Here is a 17533-nt window from a genome sequence, read left to right as displayed (position 1 = left end):
CCGCCCAGAAAACTTTTATATATGGACGTGATGGCTGGTCTCAATAGCGCGGGATCTTCGGTTCAGGGAGAAGGATAATGACCCGTAACGTCACCTATGGCGCGAAGTCGCTCACGCCTATACCTATCAGCCGGTACGCCGCATTTACCCTGCTTGAACTGCTGGTGGTGATCCTTATCATCGGCTTGCTGGCGGCTATTGTTACCCCCCGCTATTTTGAGCAACTCGGCAAATCGAATACCAAAATCACCCGTGTTCAAATCCATTCTCTCGGTAAAGCACTGGATCAATATCGTCTGGATGTCGGGCATTTTCCCAGCACCGAACAGGGATTAAAGTCACTGTTCACCAAGCCTAACGATGAAGAAAAATGGCAAGGTCCGTATCTGGTCAGGGCCGTTCCGCCTGATCCGTGGGGCCGCGAATTTATCTATAAATCTCCGGGTGATCATGATGGCTACGACATCAGTTCGTTAGGCGCCGACGGACAGGTAGGGGGGACTGGTGAAAACACTGACGTGGGCTCCTGGATGGCTCAATAGAGGCCCAACTTCACCAGCAGCGCAATGAGTACAAGGAGGACCTGATGGACGATGCGCGTACCCTTGAATTTGAGGTTGTGGGAGTAGCGGAAGCCGGTGCCATCCGCATCTTGCGGATTCCTGCGGCTGATGCAGATCTCGCCAAGCAACTCGCCCAACGCGAGGGCTTGCGCGTGCTCTCTTGCAAGCCGCGTTCCGCTGGTTTTTTTGGGGCCGGAAAAACATCCAAACCCAATACTGTGCGTTTGGACATAGCGCTATTCGCCCACGAGCTTGGCGCCCTCCTTGACGCCGGTTTGGGTATCATCGACGGCATCGAAACCCTGGCTGAGAAGGAACGATCCTCTGAAACCAGCCGCGTACTTGCGCGCCTGGTACGCGCATTGAAAGAAGGACGAAATTTTTCCGCTGCGATGCGCGACAGGCTGGACGTTTTCCCGCAACTACTGATTGCGAGCATCGCTGCCAGCGAGCAAACCGGCGATATGGCAGCCGCATTGCGCCGCTACTCAAGTAATTTCGAAACTTTGCGGGGAATTCGCTCAAAAGCGGTAGGCGCCGCAGTGTATCCGTTGATGCTGCTCGGAGTCGGTGGAGTGGTTGTGTTATTTTTATTGGGTTTCGTCGTCCCTAAATTCTCGACATTGATTGAGAGTTCGCGGGGAGAAATTCCGTTCGCTTCAATGATGCTGATTAACGTCGGAAAAACGATTAATTTACATCCCCAAATCATGGGCGGTACTTTTATCTGCATGTTGCTGTCGCTGATATGGGCGATCCGACGTGCAGCTCGCGCACACTGGAATCTGCCGATTTTAGAAAAACTCCCATTCATCGGCATATTGATTCGGATGTTTCGACATGCGCAGTTTTACCGTACTAGCAGCATGTTAATCGAGGGCGGTATCTCCGCTGTCAGGGCATTTGAAATGTGCAGTTCACTGCTTAGTCCCGGCGATAACAAACAACTTTTGCTTGCCGTCGTTGCGATGCGCGAGGGCTGCGCAATCGGGCCGGCACTACAACGCGTAGGGCTGGCAGACCCGGTGGCGTTACGCATGCTAACGGTAGCGCAGCGTACCGGACAGTTGGCAGAAATTTTAGCGCGGATTGCGTCCTTCAAGGAAAACACCTTGGCACGTTCGATTGAGGTTGCTACGCGCTTGTTTGAACCAGTGTTGATGCTACTTATCGGTCTTATCATCGGTGCCATAGTCGTGCTGATGTATTTACCGATTTTCGACATCGCATCAAGTTTACAGTGAACCTTATAGGATCATTTATGCAAAACGAATCCCTCTCACTCACGCGTGTCCTGGATGCAGATTTCATCAGCGATATCCAGCAACAATCGAACGCTGCGTTAAATACTATTGAGCGCATCGAAGCTACTTTCGGCACCGATTCGGACGCTTATCTGCAAGCAGCTGCGACGTACTTCCGGATGCAACCGATCACGCTCGATACCATGCGTCTGATGAAGCCGGACTTCGCGCTGATTTCCTTTGTCGAGGCCAGCAAGCGGCTATGTCTGGCATTTTCCGACGTCAATGATGAATTGATTCTGGTGATGGCCGATCCACTAGATGTACGCACCCGTGCTTGGATCTATGCGAAGCTGCGCAACCGCAGCCAGCAATCTTTGCACTGGGGTATCGCCACCATTTTAGATGTACGTTCCTATCTTATTTCAATGGAAAAATCGGTACGTGCCATGGATTCGATCGGGATATCCGACGCTACGACCACCAATGACAGTAACGCCCTCACCATCTCGATTGAAGGTATCAGTAGCACCGAAAGTCGCATCGTCCGCTTGGTCAACTCAACGATTTACGATGCGTTGCGTGCAGGTGCAAGTGATATTCATCTAGAAACCCAAGCGCATGGCATGAACATCAAATACCGTCTCGATGGCGTGCTGACCATGATCAAGCAGGTAGATGGCAGCGACACTTCAGAGCAAGTACTGTCGCGCGTAAAAGTCATTTCCGAACTAGACATTGCAGAGCGGCGGATTCCGCAGGATGGTCGTTTCAAGGTGCTGGTAGAGGGTCGGGAAATCGATCTCAGGGTCTCGATTATGCCGAATTTGTTCGGCGAGGATGCGGTATTGCGCATACTGGATAGATACCATCTAGCAGGCGAACGCAAAGCATTGAGCCTGGAAACACTTGGGTTTTCTGAACCGGCTATGGCATTTGTCAGACGACTGTCGGCTTTGCCGTATGGCCTGCTGTTGGTCACCGGTCCTACCGGCAGCGGTAAGACCACAACCGTGTATGCCGCTATCTCTGAAATCAATACCGGCCTGGACAAGATCGTTACCATTGAAGACCCGGTCGAGTACCAGTTAGCCGGCGTATTGCAAATCCCCGTCAACGAGAAAAAAGGTCTTACCTTCGCCCGCGGACTGCGCTCGATTCTGCGCCACGATCCTGACAAGATTATGGTGGGTGAGATTCGTGATCCGGAAACAGCCCAGATTGCGGTGCAGGCCGCGCTGACCGGGCACCAAGTATTTACGACCGTCCATGCCAATAATGTATTTGATGTCATTGGACGATTTGCCAATATGGGGGTTGACTCATACAGCTTCGTGTCGGCACTGAACGGTATTCTGGCCCAGCGTCTGGTGCGTATTAACTGTCCGATGTGCTCAGTCCCGGACACTCCGTCTGCAGAACTAATTGCACGCTCCGGACTGACGGACATTGCGTTCGCATCCGTTGACTTCAAGCGCGGGCTGGGATGCGGACATTGCCGTGGAACAGGCTTCAAGGGACGACGTGCCATCGCCGAAACTTTGGCGCTGGACGATATCCTGCGCGACCTGATGGGTGAACGCGCAGCGTTATCCAGAATCAAGCACGCTGCCAGGCAAGCAGGACTCAGAACGCTGCGTGAAGCTGCGGTCGATTTAGCCACCCAAGGTTTGACTACTCTCGAGGAGATCAATCGTGTTACACCTGTGGAATAAAACGGCTACGCTGGTGATCGATACCGATCAAGTTAGGGCGAAAATTGGCCCTCTTGAAAACCTCATCGTGGAAGTCGCGGGAAGCGTAACCGATATGCCCTATGGCGTGGCCCGCTCCGAGCATCTCAGCGCGGCTATAAAAGAGGCACTGGCCGATCTGACGACCAAAGTTAAACGACCATTTCACGCGGTCAACGTCGTGATCGCCGACACTCTGGTGTTTTACGATGTGCTGGAGATCGATGCCCGCATCATCTCATCAGTTGAATTACAGCGGCTAGCTGGATTGAGCTTGGCCGATACCCTTGGGCTGGATGCGGCTGATCTGATGCTGCGCTGCTCGATTCAAAAAGGTGGTCTGAGCGTAGTAATGTGCGGTATTCCTATCCCGATACTTGACGCTATCAAGCATGCGATACAACAGGCCGGATATACCTTAAATCGGGTAGAACCCGCATTCGCAGAATTTTTAAATTGCCGCGCCACGCTGCTGACCCAACCGAATGCGATGGTGGCTAAACTGCGCCATCATTCATTGACACTAGGATTAATACGAGAAGGGAAATGGCAGGCCTTCGCGAACGAACGTTTGTCGCGGCCGGTGTGGACAGAGTTGCGCGATAGCTGCGATGCTTTTTGCAGTCGGGTAGGAATCCCGGATCCGCATCTGTTACCGATATTATTCGACGCCGATATCGAACAAATTCCGACTGATGCAACCGGTCGCTGGCAACCGTTACTACTCACAACGACGCTGTCGTAGGAGTCATTATTGTGTCCTCATTTTATCGTCTTCATTTGAACTTCGGGGCGCCGCAGCGAGCTACGCAACCATTCGCAATAGCCTTGTTATCCGTCGGTTTTTTAGCCAGCGGATACGGGGTACTACAGTTAAGTTCGGCCTATACGAATCGCCAAAATCAAATGATGGAAAGCGATGCATTGACGCTTCGCAAGAGCGCTTTCCAACAAAGTGACGAGACCCCCACGAAGGTTTCAGCAGTCCAACTTCAGCGCTTTCGTAATGCTGCGCTAGTGGTGAATGAATTGCGGATGCCGTGGGATGATTTACTCCAGATACTAGAGTCAGCGCCGATGGAACAGATTGCGCTACTGTCGATTGAACCGATCGCCTCGCGCCACCAGCTGCGGCTTTCTGCGGAAGCGCGCAACGTGTCGACGATGCTGGATTATTTGGTCTATCTACAGCGCCAACCCTCATTGCATCAAGTGATTCTGAGTTCGCATCAGGTCCAGCGTCAGATACCGGGATCGCCAGTGCGCTTTCAGATACAAGCCCGTTGGAGCGAGAAATGAACATCTCATCCGCTTTGGTCACCGCCAATTATGCTTTAACCCGTCGATTGGGAATGAAGGGGCTGATCGGGCTTGTCCTGATCATTTTTACTTTACTGGCAGTGCTAGTGGTTACGCCACGTTTGCAACAAACTACACGCCGTCTGCAATTGCAAACCGCAGTGCAACAGAAGGCCTTGAATCGTGACCGTCGGATCAAGAAAGTGGCGCCAAAATCAATTGATCAGCTTGCACAATTCAATGACTGGTTTCCCACTATTAATCAGAATGCTGGCGATCTACGGCGCGTTTTGGACGAAGCAAGCAAAGCAAAACTTGACATTAACAAAGGAGATTATCAAATCTCGACTGAAGCAAGTACCGAATTTATCAAGTACGAGATCGTATTTCCAGTCAAAGCCAACTACAGCACGCTGCGCAGTTTTGTCGCAGGAGTACTCAATGCGGTACCGAATGCCTCACTTGCGGAACTCCACATGGAACGCCCTGCGGCAAGTAACGACATGCTTGATGCCCGCATTCACTTCACACTTTTTTATCGAGGAGCATGATATGCGAGTCGACATTCCCCGCCCCCGGATAGTGTTGCTGCTGATTGTCGGCATGCTGACGGCATATTTGGCAAACCATTTTCGCAGTGGCCCAGGTGAGGCCACGATAGTGGAACCACTCAGTCGCACGCATGCCAAGGTTGCATCTGATCCGCATACCGGATCATCATCTTCATCGACCTCATCGCTTGTGCTGCCTAAGCGTGCCGATCTGGATCAGGTCTCAAAAAATAATTTATTCGCAGCTACCGACTGGACCCCTCCACTGCCACCGCCACCGGCACCGCCAAAGGCTGCACCAGCGCCACCACCGCAAGCGCCGCCGATGCCTTACCGTTTTGTAGGGATGTTGGAGGATCGCACCAAACCGGCCGCCTTTCTCGCCAAGGGAGAAGCGCTTCTGATCGTCTCCGCTGGCGATACCATTGATGGCAACTACCACGTTGACACAGTCAGTTCCAAGGAAATCGCACTGACGTATCTGCCGTTAAATCAGAAACAAGTCATCCGAATCCAAGGAGAACTCTAGTGATCCACCTCAAAACCAACAACATCCGTCTGCACCGCGCACTATTACCGTTGCTGATCGCAGCTGCGCTCGCAGGATGCGCGGCGCAACGGCTTAACAAGGACGGACAAAGGCAGGTGCAAGAAGGCCGATATGAACAAGGACTGGTAAGCCTGCGACAAGCGAGTCTGTTAGAACCGGATAATTTGCGTTATCGCCGTGATTATCTGGATCGCCTGGATGATGAGACCAAAAATTTGAACCAGCGTGGGGAGGCTTTGCGTTTAGCCGGTGACTTCACCGGTGCGCATTATGCTTTTCTGACGGCGCTCAATCTCGATCAATCGAATGAGCGTTCACGTCGCGGCATAGTTGATGTGGCGCGGGATGTCCGCCATAGCGATATTCTTGCAGATGCCGATAAATTGACCGCTGCCGGGAAGCTCGACGCTGCTAAGGATCGCATCCGGGTCGTTTTGCTGAGCGACCCGGCGAATAAACGCGCCAATGAGGCAATGCGCAAGATAGATGACCAACTGGATGCCCAGCACCGTGCAAAAGAGGCGGTGATCGTGAGCCAGTCAATATTAAAAAAACCGGTCACACTACAATTTCGGGATGCCAATTTGCGTATGGTGTTTGAGGCACTCTCACGTACGACAGGTCTGAATGTCATCTTTGACCGCGATGTCAGGGCTGATTTAAAAACCACTATATTTGTCCGCGACGGGTCCATCGAAGATACCGTCGATTTAATTTTGCTGCAAAACCAGCTTGAAAAAAGAATTCTTAACGCCAACACGATGTTCATTTATCCGGCGATAGCGACAAAGCAAAAAGAGTATCAAGAACTCAAAGTACGTACCTTCCAGATTTCCAACGGTGATGCAAAATATATTCAGGGGATGCTGAAGAGCGTGCTGAAGATCAAGGAAGTACAGGTCGACGAGCATACGAACACGCTGGTACTGCGCGACACGCCAGAAGCATTGTCGGTCGCGGCGCGGGTAATTGCAGCCCATGATCTTCCCGATGCAGAGGTAATGCTTGAAGTCGAAGTACTTGAAATTTCGCGTGATCGACTTTCCAACCTTGGCATCGTATGGCCTGACAACTTCAACGTGTCGACCCCAACCGATGTAAATGGTGGCGCGTTGACATTGGGTGCATTGAAACGTCTTTCTTCCAACAGCTTGCTCACAACGCCGCTCCAAGCCGGATTGAATCTCAAACTTCAGGACACCGACGCCAATCTTCTTGCGAGTCCGCGCATTCGTGTGCGCGAGCACGAAAAAGCGAAAATACTCATCGGCGATAAAGTCCCTATCATTACCAATACGGTAACGCCGGTGTCAACCGGTACGCCAGTGATCACCGGCTCCGTTCAATACATTGATGTCGGTATAAAGCTTGAGGCTGAACCGCATGTCTACGCTGAAGGGGACGTCGGGATCAAATTAAATCTTGAAGTCAGCAATATCGTTAAAGAAATTTCGGGTCCTGGTGGCTCGTTGGCATATCAAATTGGCACACGAATGGTTTCTACCAGTCTGCGACTGCATGATGGAGAGACCCAGATATTAGGTGGGCTGATCAGCGATTCGGATCGTAATACCGCAGCCAAAGTGCCAGGAATTGGTCAGCTTCCGATACTTGGCCGCTTGTTCTCAAACAACAATGGTAACCATACCAAAACTGAAATCGTACTGTCGATCACGCCGCGTATTTTACGGGCGAAAGGGATTGCTGAAGATACCATGGCCGATGTCTGGTCTGGGACGGAAGGCACCATTCGAGAAAATCCGTTACGTCTGGACCCTATTTCAAGTGTCAGCGCAAGTCCAAATAGTCCCGCAGCGAATAGCGCTGCCCGGATCGAACCCATGCCGCTAACCTTGCCCGCCAAGCCGATTGAGACAGTCAGCAATGCTGTTCCAACCGGGTCCGAAATAGTCGTTGCGGTACCCGTCCCACCGGCGCCAAAAGAACCAGCTATTTTGACCCCCACGATTATCCCGACATCTGCCCTTCCTCCGGAAAGTGCAATCGTCCAGCCCGCCCTGCCCGGCGGCACTGAGGTGGCGGCTAAAACCAGCATGACGAAGATCGATGGCGACAATAATCCTGACGCCGCTTCAACCAGCGTAGGCATACCAGTCAGCGTGGCCGCTATCATTCCGGCGGCAACTGGCGCTAGCCCAAAAATTATCTTGAGTTCGCCTGACAATGTCAAAGCCGGAGAACGGTTCAACGTGACCCTGAGCGGTGAAAATTTCGACAATATTCATGCCCTGCCGCTTTCCATTCAGTACGATGCGGTGGTCCTGACATTGGTCGAAGTTACGCTGGGGGAATTTAGCATTCGCTCCCATGTTGGTAACGTTGCCCCCTCCATCAATCAGCCTGCGGGCCGCGCCAGTATGCTGCTGACAGCTGATCAAGCAGCATCGTTCATGGGGTCTGGTGAATTACTCAATCTTGGATTTGTCGCGAAATTATCACGCAAGCGGACCCAGGTCTTGGTGGCAAAAGTCGATGTCAATGATGGGCATACTTTACTCACTATACCGCGCCCTCAGCCACTTACATTAGCCGTCAATCCTTAACAGCGGTTTGGGAGATAAGACTTTACCTGCGTTGACTTTATAGAAGAAGTTGACGCCTGTGAATACTGATAAGCGATGATCCTGAATATGTATCTTTAAGGTGCTATCGATGAATACTTTAAATTACCAGCAGATAAAGCGCGCTTCGGTTTGGCGGCTGAGGGCGCAGCCTTGGAGATGGTTGGCCAGCGCAATATATTCGTTATGTTCGCTATGTTCGCTATGTTCCCGATCCGCTCTAAGCTACCTTCCGCGGCCAACGAGGCAAGCAGGTGATGGAGCTCGCTCAACCATCGCAATTTGCCGAGTATCTGCGCGCGGGTTCACGCTGATTGAGTTGGTCGTCACGCTCGCGTTGGTGGGGGTAGTGGCACTGGTCGTTCTACCACTATATGAAATTTCATCCGTGCGGGTGAAGGAAACCGAATTAAAACTTGCCCTTCATCAAATTCGCGGCGCACTTGATGCCTACAAAAGAGCCTCAGATAATGGCCAGATTCCTAAAGCTACGGGTGAATCTGGCTATCCACCGACTCTGGAGTTGTTAGTAAATGGCGTGGAAAATCCTTCTGATATCAAACATGGGCGGTTAATCTTTCTGCGCAGTGTTCCGCGTGATCCATTTTTTTTAGATGCGACACTGCCAGCCGCCCAAACCTGGATGCTACGCAGTTATGGGAGTCCGCCTGAGGCGCCGCAACCGGGCGAAGATATCTTTGATGTTGCCTCTTTATCGCCTCGCAGGGGGCTTAACGGCATTTACTATAAGGATTGGTGATCATGAAACGTGTGCCTTCCATCCCTGCCTACTCCCGCAACAAGGCCTTTACCCTCATCGAGATGGTCATCGTCATGGCCCTCATCGGCCTGCTCCTTACCCTGGCCGTGCCACGATATTTCACGGCACTGGAAAACGGAAAAATCAAGGTTCAGCAGCAAAACCTAGCCTCAATACGTGATGCGATCGATAAATTTTATGGCGATCAGGGCCACTATCCTGAAACGCTTGATACGTTGGTGCAAAGCCGTTACCTGCGCAGCGTTCCGATCGATCCATTGACCGAAAAGAGCAATTGGACGATTGTGGCGCCTGTGGATACAGTATCCAGTAGGGAACCGAACCCTGCAACGGGCACAGATGCAAACGGGAATAGTGGAGGAATAAGTGGCGTTTATGACGTGCATAGCGCCGCAGAGGTAAGTGATGCAAAATAAATATCTAACCACCCGACCCAGTCGCGGTATTGTATTACTTGCGTTGCTATTAACGCTGGCACTAATGGGGATTGCTCTGATGGGGGCCGTTAGCTGGTGGTCTCTGGAACGCCAGCGTGAAAACGAAGAAGACCTGCTTTTTATCGGTAATCAATATAGGCTAGCGATTGAACGGTATTACTATGCAACCCCTGGCAATGCCAAGGCGTTGCCGATGCGTTTGGATGAGCTGATTGAAGACCAGAGATTTCCCATACCTGTGCGGCATTTACGCCGCCTCTACCTCGACCCGATGACGGGCGAGCCGTTTGAATTAATCCATATCGGGGAACAGATTCATGGTGTGGCGAGCACATCGCAGAAAAAAGCCATTAAACGAAGCGGTTTTTTTCCACCTTACACAGCGTTCGAAGGCATAGAAACATACGATCAGTGGAAGTTTTTATTCACCCCGCCGCGAGGCAGAAAAGCAATATCTGTCACACCGAAAGTAGCAGCAAAACAAGAAAAAAATCAGGGAGTAAAACCATGAGCCATCGCGTGTTAATCGTTGAAAATCATAATTTATTACGAGAAGGCCTCCGATCCATGATCATGCGACTGCCCAACTATGAAGTTGTTGGTACAGCGCGGGACGGCAAGGAGGCAATACAGAATGCTGTTCTTTTGCAACCCGATCTGATTTTAATGGATCTGTCCATGCCTGGCATCAATGGGATTGAAGCTACTGCACAAATAAAACGACGCCTGCCTAACATCCGTATCCTTGCGCTGACAGGATATAAAACCGACGAATACGTACGCGAGGCGTTTCGGGCCGGGGCGGATGGCTATGCACTCAAAGATTCTTCGTATGAAGAATTTATTGGTGCGATGCATACCGTCGTTACCGGGAAAAAATTCATCTGTCCAGACTTGTCTGTGCACCTGATCGATATTATTTTACGCGGCGACGCAGAGCCAGCAACCGTTGCCCCGTGGAGTACACTGACCTCCCGTGAACGCAGCATTATTAAGCTAATCGCGGAAGGTCGTACGAATCGCTTGGCTGCTGAGTTTCTTAACATCAGCTCTAAGACAGTCGAAAAGCATCGGGCCAATTTGATGCACAAACTTGGGCTTAAGAATGCAACAGAACTTGTGCTATTTGCGTTGAATATGGGATTAATTGAAAACAAAAACGAACCCAAGACTGTAGTAATCTCGGATTAGCTAATCGCACAACCACTCGAGTATAGGCAGACTCCCTATCCACTGCCGCGAATAGCTTCCATTGATCACTAAATCGATAAGATGTTCCCGCGCCAGTCCGCTTTACTTTATAAACTAAGAATGTATTACTAATCTCTTCATAATTAACGCCAATATACAGTGGCCCTTTTTCGTATTCGGCCGCCAAATGCATATTGTTATTGCCACTAACCTCCGGCAACGGTGTGCCGCCGCCAACAGCTACTCTCGCAAACGCCCCCTGGATTTTGAACCCGCTCATATCTGGCGAAAAAATACCAATCGCATTGTCCACTCGGGGACTGCACCGAACATATCTTTTGGCGTGCGGTTCATTTACTGTAGACACCATCATCCACTCCGCAACGCGCACAATAGACGCCGCTGACGGACCGCTTATGATGAATGGATACATGCTTCCCAGCACTAAGCCATTGATAATTTGTTAGATAAAGGTATCCGTGATTTCCTTGTTATGTAACGATTTTTATGTTGGATTTTGGTAAATCCCCGACAAAGTCGAGGATTACCTTATGGATGGCTACAAGCGTTGAGGTTATTGATAAATGCGGCAGTTCCCCACAGTGAAGCTATCCATCGAACTTGTACTGTTCAAATTAAAACTTGTGCCGCAGACCGATACCTACACCGTTGCGCGTTGAGGCGGCATTGGCGCTGCCGGCTCCGAGGCTGGCGCCGGCAAACGGCATGACCCCGTTGACATCCTGGATTTCACCGCCGGACAGGGACGTGCGGTCGATTTCAACGTAGATATCTGTGCGCTTGGAGAAATTGTAATCAGCAACCGCATAGAGGGTCGAGACCCTGCCGCTGTCGCCTGCGGACGAAACGTTTTTAATCGAATCACTCATGTAGCCGAGGATAAAGCTAGTAACCGCTGTAGCCTGATACAAGATGCCCGCAGTCCACACGCTATCGGTACGCTTGAGCGTATTGCCTGCGTTGGAAAGCAAGGTGGTATTGGCAAGCGCCCCACCACTATTGGACGCCGCCTTGGCGAAACCAGGATCACGCTTGGCGTTGAAGTATTGCACGTACAGGGTCGCTGGACCAGCAACATACGATCCGCCCAAGCCGGCGACCTTGAGCAACGCAGAGTTGGCATCCTTCGATTGCTGATAAACGCCGCCGATGCTCAACGGGCCTTGCGTATAACTCAGTGCGGCACCGCTTGTTGCGCCAATGCTGGTTTGCCCTGCCCTCTCTCCGACCGAGTATTGAAGTTCAGCCGTGACCGGGCCAAAGCTCTTGGTGTACTTCAATGTGTTGTCAAAGCGGGTGCCATAGTAGAAGGAGGCCCATTCGTTTTCGTTGAAGTTACCAATCCCCAAAGGATCGTAGTTGCTCAGTAGGTCATTAGCAATACCATATTGGCGCCCAAGGTCGAGCTCACCCCAACTCTTGTCCTTTAGACCGACAAATGCCTGACGGCCGAAGATCTGCCCTTGCTGGTCAATCGCGCCATTGTTGCTCTGGAAACCGTTTTCAAGTTTAAACACGGCGGAGGTCCCTCCACCCAGGTCTTCCTCTCCCTTAAATCCAACACGCGAACCCTGAAAAGCCCCTTCGGTCATCGCCGTCTGGCTGCCTAATTTACCGTTTGATGTCACCTGATTATTTGTGTAACGGATGGCAGTATCGATCACGCCATACATCGTGACGTTCGTTTGCGCAAATGCCGTAGAGGATAATGTGCCCATTACGGACAGTGTTAATATTGTTTTTTTCATTGAATAACCCTGGATATAAGTTATAAAAAATTTTTCAGAAGCGAGACACAATGCGCACTAATGCGCACTTCTTCCACGCTTTAATTCCCCACACCTTTGCATGAGCGTTTCAAACGCTCTCTACCAGAATGACGTCAAATTATCTTCATAAATATCCTCGTGAAAATTCTAAAAATAAGAAACTAAGGTAATTGGAACGACTTGAATTTGATGTATTTTTTGATCAATATCAGACTGAATTTTCAGAGAAGATATGAAAGCAGCCCTTCTATGAACTACACCAGAATCAAGCAGCCACTGATGTAACGTCAGACGGACTGATGGCGCATGCACCCTCCCTTGGGCTAAAGTTGAAATACTGTTTGATCATCTCATCGGTGATATGCGGATCGCAGTTACGCCCGCCTGTAAGCGACCTGCCCCACTTCGTTCAGTCGACAATTACTTTCGCAATGGCCTCAGCGACGTACTCGACGTTTCGGCTATTAATGCCGGCGACACAAATACGACCGGAGCGAACCAGATAGATACCAAATTCATCCCGCAAACGGTCGACCTGATCTGCAGAAAGTCCTGTGTAGCTAAACATGCCTCGCTGCTTCAGGAGGTACTGCAGATCCCAACCCGCAAGCCTGCTTGATAATGCATAGAAAAGCTTCTGACGCATCGTCTTGATCCGAACCCGCATGGCGGTAACCTCAGCCTCCCATTCTTCGCGTAGCAAAGGATCCAGAAGCACGCGAGCGACAATCTGCCCCCCGTGGTTTGGTGGGCTCGAATAATTCGTTCCTACCGTGCACTTCAACTGTCCAAGAACGCGCGCGGCTTCCGATTTGTCTGCGCAGACTACCGACAGGCTGCCGCATCGTTCACTATAGAAGGAAAGATTTTTGGAAAAAGAATTGCTAACGAGGAATCGCGCACCAGTTTGCGCCATCGCACGGATTACAAACGCATCTTCGTCAAGGCCGTCGCCAAAGCCCTGGTACGCCATATCAAGAAATGAAATCAGTTTACGATCGAGCACGACTGAGAGAATTTCTTCCCATTGATTATTAGAAAGGTCCGCGCCCGTCGGATTATGACAACAGGGCTGAAGGAGAATCACGGTTTGTTCAGGCATGCTCTTGAGCGCCGCAAGCATGTCGTCGAAACGAACACTGGCTGTAACCGGATCGTAATAGGGGTACGTCCTGACCTTAAATCCTGCACCCTCAAATATCGCATGATGGCTGCCCCAGGTTGGATCGGATAGCCATACCTCACTGTCGGGGAAGTAGCGTTTTAGAAAATCGGCGCCGACCTTTAGCGCACCAGAGCCTCCAACCGTTTGAATGGTGGCAATGCGACCGGAGGTTACCGCCTCATGCGACGCGCCGAACACCATGTCTTGAACGGCCTCTCGATACGCAGCAATTCCCTCCATCGGAAGATACGGCCGAGCATGGACCTCCAAAGCCAGCGCCGCTTCCGCCTTTGCAACTACCGGCAACAAGGGAATGCGCCCATCCTCATCATGGTAAAGACCAATCCCTAGGTTGATTTTGTGGGAGCGGGGGTCCTTCTGCAATGCATCAGTTAGGCCAAAGACGGGATCTCCAGCATAGGAAGCTATGTGGTCAAACATACTGTTTCTTTCCTTGAATTTGTTCAGACCTGAGTAGCCTGAAATGATAAAACGATGAACGCAACCCAAGCATCAGTTGCTCCTGAGACAAGCCCAGATTACGATTGGAACCCATGCAAAGAAACCGGCGAAAGAGAGGCGTTCCGTTCCTGTGCACGCGTCTTCCACTTCGTAAGCTTCACCATCCTGAGAACGGGCTCCGCGAGGGCCATCCGCCATCAATTGCTAGGGATGCATGCGGGCACCGTCGGTGATCTTGTCAACCCGCTTCTTGCTGTCTCGCAAGGCGACGCCGACGATGCGAGCGTCCTCCTTCCCGAACTTGGCGAACACCGCTCGGTTTGCCCCATCGTGTCCCGTCGTAAACATCTCTTCGGTATAGGCGGATGTAGTTACCCCTTTTTCGATCGCTCGCCGGTGGATCGTGCGCAGCGTGTCGGCATTGGCCGCCATGCAAATGATCGGCTGGCGGCACAACCGGTTGTAGACCTGACCGTCGGCATCTACGTAGGGCTCGCCCATGATGTCCGGGTGCTGCGCGGCAATGCCACTGACCAGAAATGCCGTGACGTTTAGCTTCTGCCAGACAGGCAGATCCTCTAGCACGACAACGGCAATCTTCGTGTCGAATCGGACGACTTCAGTGGCTTCAGTGGCTTCGGATGGGAGGTTGGTTTTCATTGTTGACATAAAAAGTGATGTGGAAGATTAAAGGGACTCGCGGTCGCCGCCGAACGACTTCTTCAATACGACGGCTTGGTGACGCGCGGGCGAAACTGCTCGTCAAACGCCTCCAGCGATGGCATCGGAAGAGTGGGCCTCCGGTCGACTACGCGCATCTCGCGATCGAGCTGGTCCAGCATAGCGCCACGCGCCTGGTCATCGACATAGGGTACGTGGTGGGCATAGAACGGTTCGCACACGTCGAACCCCACGTATCCGAGGGTTCCCTGCAGCAGATGTCTCAGCATGCCGTTGAGTTCGCCATGGATAGCTTCTGGCCCGAACATGTGGCTTTGGCCTCCGAGCGAAGTGACCACCATCGCGCGCTTGCCTACCATACCGCCCTGGTCGTAGATACGGCGGCCGCCGAAGAAGGTACCCGAGAGGAAGACCCGGTCGACCCAGCCTTTGAGTTGCGCGGGCATCGAATACCAGAACAACGGGAAGACCAGCACCAGGAGTTCTGCATCGACGATCTTCTCAACCTCCGCGGCGATGTCCTTCGCGATGGTTTTGTGTTGCCAGCCATGCCGCTGCTCAAGGCTGTACACGAGATGGTCGGAGCGTTCGCGCTGGCCGAAGTCTGCGGCGGAAGCCACAGGGTTGAACTGGCTCGCGTGAAGGTCGCTTAGAGTGACCTGCCAGCCCGATTCACTCAGGGCGTGACATACTGTGTCGCGCATCGACCCGACGAACGACTTCGGCTCCGGATGGCAGTACACTACATGCACTTTTTTCATACTTCGGCCTCGTTATCAGTTGGGTTGACCGCTGCTGCGGCGCAACACTGTCTCGTTGATGGCAGCGATTTCCGCGTCGATCTGCGCCGTGTAGCCACCAGCGGGATGCAGCCAGCTTTTGATTTGACGCAAGGCATGAGCATCTTTGGCGGCGAGCATCCGTGCGCGCTGCCAAGCTGTCACCCGAACTTGGTCAGCTTCGGCAAGCTCGGTGACCAGGCCCCACTCATGCGCTTGCTTCCCTGTGAACGGCTCGCCGCCCATCAGTAGGCACCGTGCACGCTGGAGCCCGATGGCGCGCGCAAGCAGTATGCTGCTCGCGGCCTCGGGCGCGATGGCGAGGTCGACAAAGGGCAATCGCAGCGCAGCATCGGGGCTACAAATCACCCAATCGGCATGAAGCATCCAAGTCACCCCGATACCTGCGGCGCTGCCATGCACCGCGAGCACTAGCGGCTTGCGTAGTTCGGCGATGGCATGCAGGAAACGCGGCACCGGGTCGCCGCGACCCTGCGGCCACTCGGCAAAAGCTTGAAGATCGTGGCCTGCGCAGAAGGCCTGACCGGTACCCGTCACGAGGACGGCCTTGACATCTTCCCGGGACTCGGCAAGCGCCAGGGATTCGGCAAGTGCTACGAACATGGGCATCGTGAGCGCATTGCGCTTGTCGGGACGATTGATCTCGATGTGGCAGATGCCGCCTTCGAAAGCGCATGCGATCTCCTGTGCCGACGTGGCCGTCACAACTTCTACCGAACTCATGAGGGATCCCCTTCGGGGTTAGTGTCGCTTGCCTCAAGCGCCAGCACCGCCGCCTTGACGTCGGTTTGAAAGCGCTGAAGCGCCTCCAACGGGTAGGGCCGCGAACCGAAGCCGGCCACGAACACGTCGGTCAACTGCTGGGTCGTCTCGTCGAGCGAGGGCTTGCGACCCGATGCGACATAGCCCCACAGCACGTGCTCCATGGCGCCATACACCATGTCTCGCATCAGACGGACGGGAATGTCGCCGCGCAACTCGCCGGTCGCCTGAGCTTCATGCAAGGCGCGCACGAGGGGCGCCGTGTACCGCCGCTTGAATTCCAGGATGACAGCGGAGAACGCCTCGTCGACCGTACGCCCCTCGCCCAACACCAGAGCGCAAAGTCCGGTGCCTTCCCCCATCAGATGCGTAAGGTGCCTGCGAATGACGAACTGCAGGCGCGCACGCATGCCGGGAAGCGCGGGCACGTCACGCTCCAGTTCTGCGCTGATCTCGTCGTACCAGCGGCGAAGCACCTCGATGCACAGTTGCCGCTTGCTGCCGAAGTAGGCAAAGACATTAGCCTCGGAGACACCGGCCTTTTGAGCGATCTCAGCGGTCGTCGCTCGCTCATAGCCTGACGCGACAAACACGGCTTGCGCGGCGACCATCAGGGCTTCGACTGTGCGCTCGGATTTCTGTCCTTTAGCCTTCCGTGTACCAGTCGTAAGAGTAGAAGATGGCATGATACCTCGATCGTTTGTAAGTGACACTCACAATATATATCAAAAGAAGATAAAAGGCAAAATCCTTATAAAAATCAAGAAAATACTTGCATAAAGCAAATGCCGAATCAAAATAAATGAGTGTAAATCACATTTGGTGATGCCTTGGTTTTGACGACAATCGATGGACGCCAGATGTGCGGCCCGGGCGCACCCCGTCAGGCCCGTAATCGTGGTCAAGCTGCGCAGTCAAGGTCAGCAGGATTTCCTTGAGGTA

The 17533-nt window shown here is 52.5% G+C and carries 19 protein-coding genes; 12 read left to right on the top strand and 7 right to left on the bottom strand.

The features are described from left to right. Window positions 1-77 precede the first annotated feature (77 nt). The 12 genes from gspG (at window position 78) to QN379_RS03510 (ending at window position 10931) form a co-directional block, all read left to right on the top strand. Entirely contained in the window at window positions 78-542 is a 465-nt protein-coding gene (gene gspG / locus QN379_RS03565) for a type II secretion system major pseudopilin GspG (protein WP_322232659.1), read from the top strand. A 44-nt stretch (window positions 543-586) separates the two neighbouring features. After that, window positions 587-1807: a type II secretion system F family protein gene (locus QN379_RS03560; RefSeq protein WP_323506027.1), complete on the top strand. Its 1221-nt coding sequence runs from the start codon at window positions 587-589 to the stop codon at window positions 1805-1807. Between the two features lie 17 nt (window positions 1808-1824). Continuing rightward, complete coding sequence (locus QN379_RS03555) at window positions 1825-3522, top strand: GspE/PulE family protein (protein ID WP_322232663.1); 1698 nt, start codon at window positions 1825-1827, stop codon at window positions 3520-3522. Next, window positions 3503-4285 (top strand): hypothetical protein, encoded by a 783-nt coding sequence (locus QN379_RS03550; protein ID WP_322232664.1) that lies wholly within the window; start codon window positions 3503-3505, stop codon window positions 4283-4285. The genes QN379_RS03555 and QN379_RS03550 overlap by 20 nt, the downstream gene beginning before the upstream one ends. 11 nt (window positions 4286-4296) lie before the next feature. Beyond that, window positions 4297-4839, top strand: coding sequence for a hypothetical protein (locus tag QN379_RS03545; RefSeq protein ID WP_322232666.1), 543 nt, complete (start codon window positions 4297-4299; stop codon window positions 4837-4839). Further along, window positions 4836-5390, top strand: a complete 555-nt coding sequence (locus QN379_RS03540) for a hypothetical protein (RefSeq protein ID WP_322232668.1) — start codon at window positions 4836-4838, stop codon at window positions 5388-5390. The genes QN379_RS03545 and QN379_RS03540 overlap by 4 nt, the downstream gene beginning before the upstream one ends. A gap of 1 nt (window position 5391) precedes the next feature. Next, a complete protein-coding gene (locus QN379_RS03535) occupies window positions 5392-5919 on the top strand; it encodes a secretion system X translation initiation factor (RefSeq protein WP_322232670.1) in 528 nt (175 codons plus the stop codon). Beyond that, a complete protein-coding gene (locus tag QN379_RS03530) occupies window positions 5919-8504 on the top strand; it encodes a secretin N-terminal domain-containing protein (RefSeq protein ID WP_323506026.1) in 2586 nt (861 codons plus the stop codon). The genes QN379_RS03535 and QN379_RS03530 overlap by 1 nt, the downstream gene beginning before the upstream one ends. A 292-nt stretch (window positions 8505-8796) precedes the next feature. After that, entirely contained in the window at window positions 8797-9282 is a 486-nt protein-coding gene (locus tag QN379_RS03525) for a type II secretion system protein (RefSeq protein ID WP_369124714.1), read from the top strand. A 2-nt stretch (window positions 9283-9284) separates the two neighbouring features. Then, window positions 9285-9719, top strand: coding sequence for a type II secretion system protein (locus QN379_RS03520; protein WP_322232676.1), 435 nt, complete (start codon window positions 9285-9287; stop codon window positions 9717-9719). Further along, window positions 9709-10251, top strand: coding sequence for a type II secretion system protein (locus tag QN379_RS03515; protein WP_323506024.1), 543 nt, complete (start codon window positions 9709-9711; stop codon window positions 10249-10251). Before QN379_RS03520 ends, QN379_RS03515 begins: the two co-directional genes overlap by 11 nt. 8 nt (window positions 10252-10259) lie before the next feature. Further along, window positions 10260-10931, top strand: coding sequence for a response regulator transcription factor (locus tag QN379_RS03510; RefSeq protein WP_323506023.1), 672 nt, complete (start codon window positions 10260-10262; stop codon window positions 10929-10931). Here QN379_RS03510 and QN379_RS23640 read toward each other — a convergent pair. The 7 genes from QN379_RS23640 to QN379_RS03480 form a co-directional block, all read right to left on the bottom strand. Continuing rightward, entirely contained in the window at window positions 10840-11301 is a 462-nt protein-coding gene (locus tag QN379_RS23640; RefSeq protein WP_369124713.1) for a porin, read from the bottom strand. The genes QN379_RS03510 and QN379_RS23640 overlap by 92 nt on opposite strands. Window positions 11302-11566: 265 nt before the next feature. Continuing rightward, window positions 11567-12700, bottom strand: coding sequence for a porin (locus QN379_RS03505; RefSeq protein WP_323506022.1), 1134 nt, complete (start codon window positions 12698-12700; stop codon window positions 11567-11569). Between the two features lie 430 nt (window positions 12701-13130). Then, window positions 13131-14327 (bottom strand): amino acid aminotransferase, encoded by a 1197-nt coding sequence (locus tag QN379_RS03500; protein WP_322232688.1) that lies wholly within the window; start codon window positions 14325-14327, stop codon window positions 13131-13133. Between the two features lie 225 nt (window positions 14328-14552). Next, window positions 14553-15008, bottom strand: a complete 456-nt coding sequence (locus tag QN379_RS03495; RefSeq protein ID WP_322232690.1) for a DUF2000 family protein — start codon at window positions 15006-15008, stop codon at window positions 14553-14555. Window positions 15009-15070: 62 nt separating this feature from the next. Continuing rightward, window positions 15071-15790 (bottom strand): NAD(P)H-dependent oxidoreductase, encoded by a 720-nt coding sequence (locus QN379_RS03490; RefSeq protein ID WP_322232692.1) that lies wholly within the window; start codon window positions 15788-15790, stop codon window positions 15071-15073. A gap of 15 nt (window positions 15791-15805) precedes the next feature. Beyond that, a complete protein-coding gene (locus QN379_RS03485) occupies window positions 15806-16552 on the bottom strand; it encodes an enoyl-CoA hydratase-related protein (protein ID WP_322232694.1) in 747 nt (248 codons plus the stop codon). After that, the gene (locus QN379_RS03480; protein ID WP_323506021.1) at window positions 16549-17277 is read right to left on the bottom strand and encodes a TetR/AcrR family transcriptional regulator; all 729 of its coding nucleotides are present in this window, start codon (window positions 17275-17277) and stop codon (window positions 16549-16551) included. Before QN379_RS03480 ends, QN379_RS03485 begins: the two co-directional genes overlap by 4 nt. Window positions 17278-17533: the final 256 nt, after the last annotated feature.

The sequence above is a fragment of the Glaciimonas sp. Gout2 genome (assembly GCF_035018905.1).
Classification (GTDB): Bacteria; Pseudomonadota; Gammaproteobacteria; order Burkholderiales; family Burkholderiaceae_D; genus Glaciimonas.
This window is presented reverse-complemented; position numbering and strand designations above follow the sequence as displayed.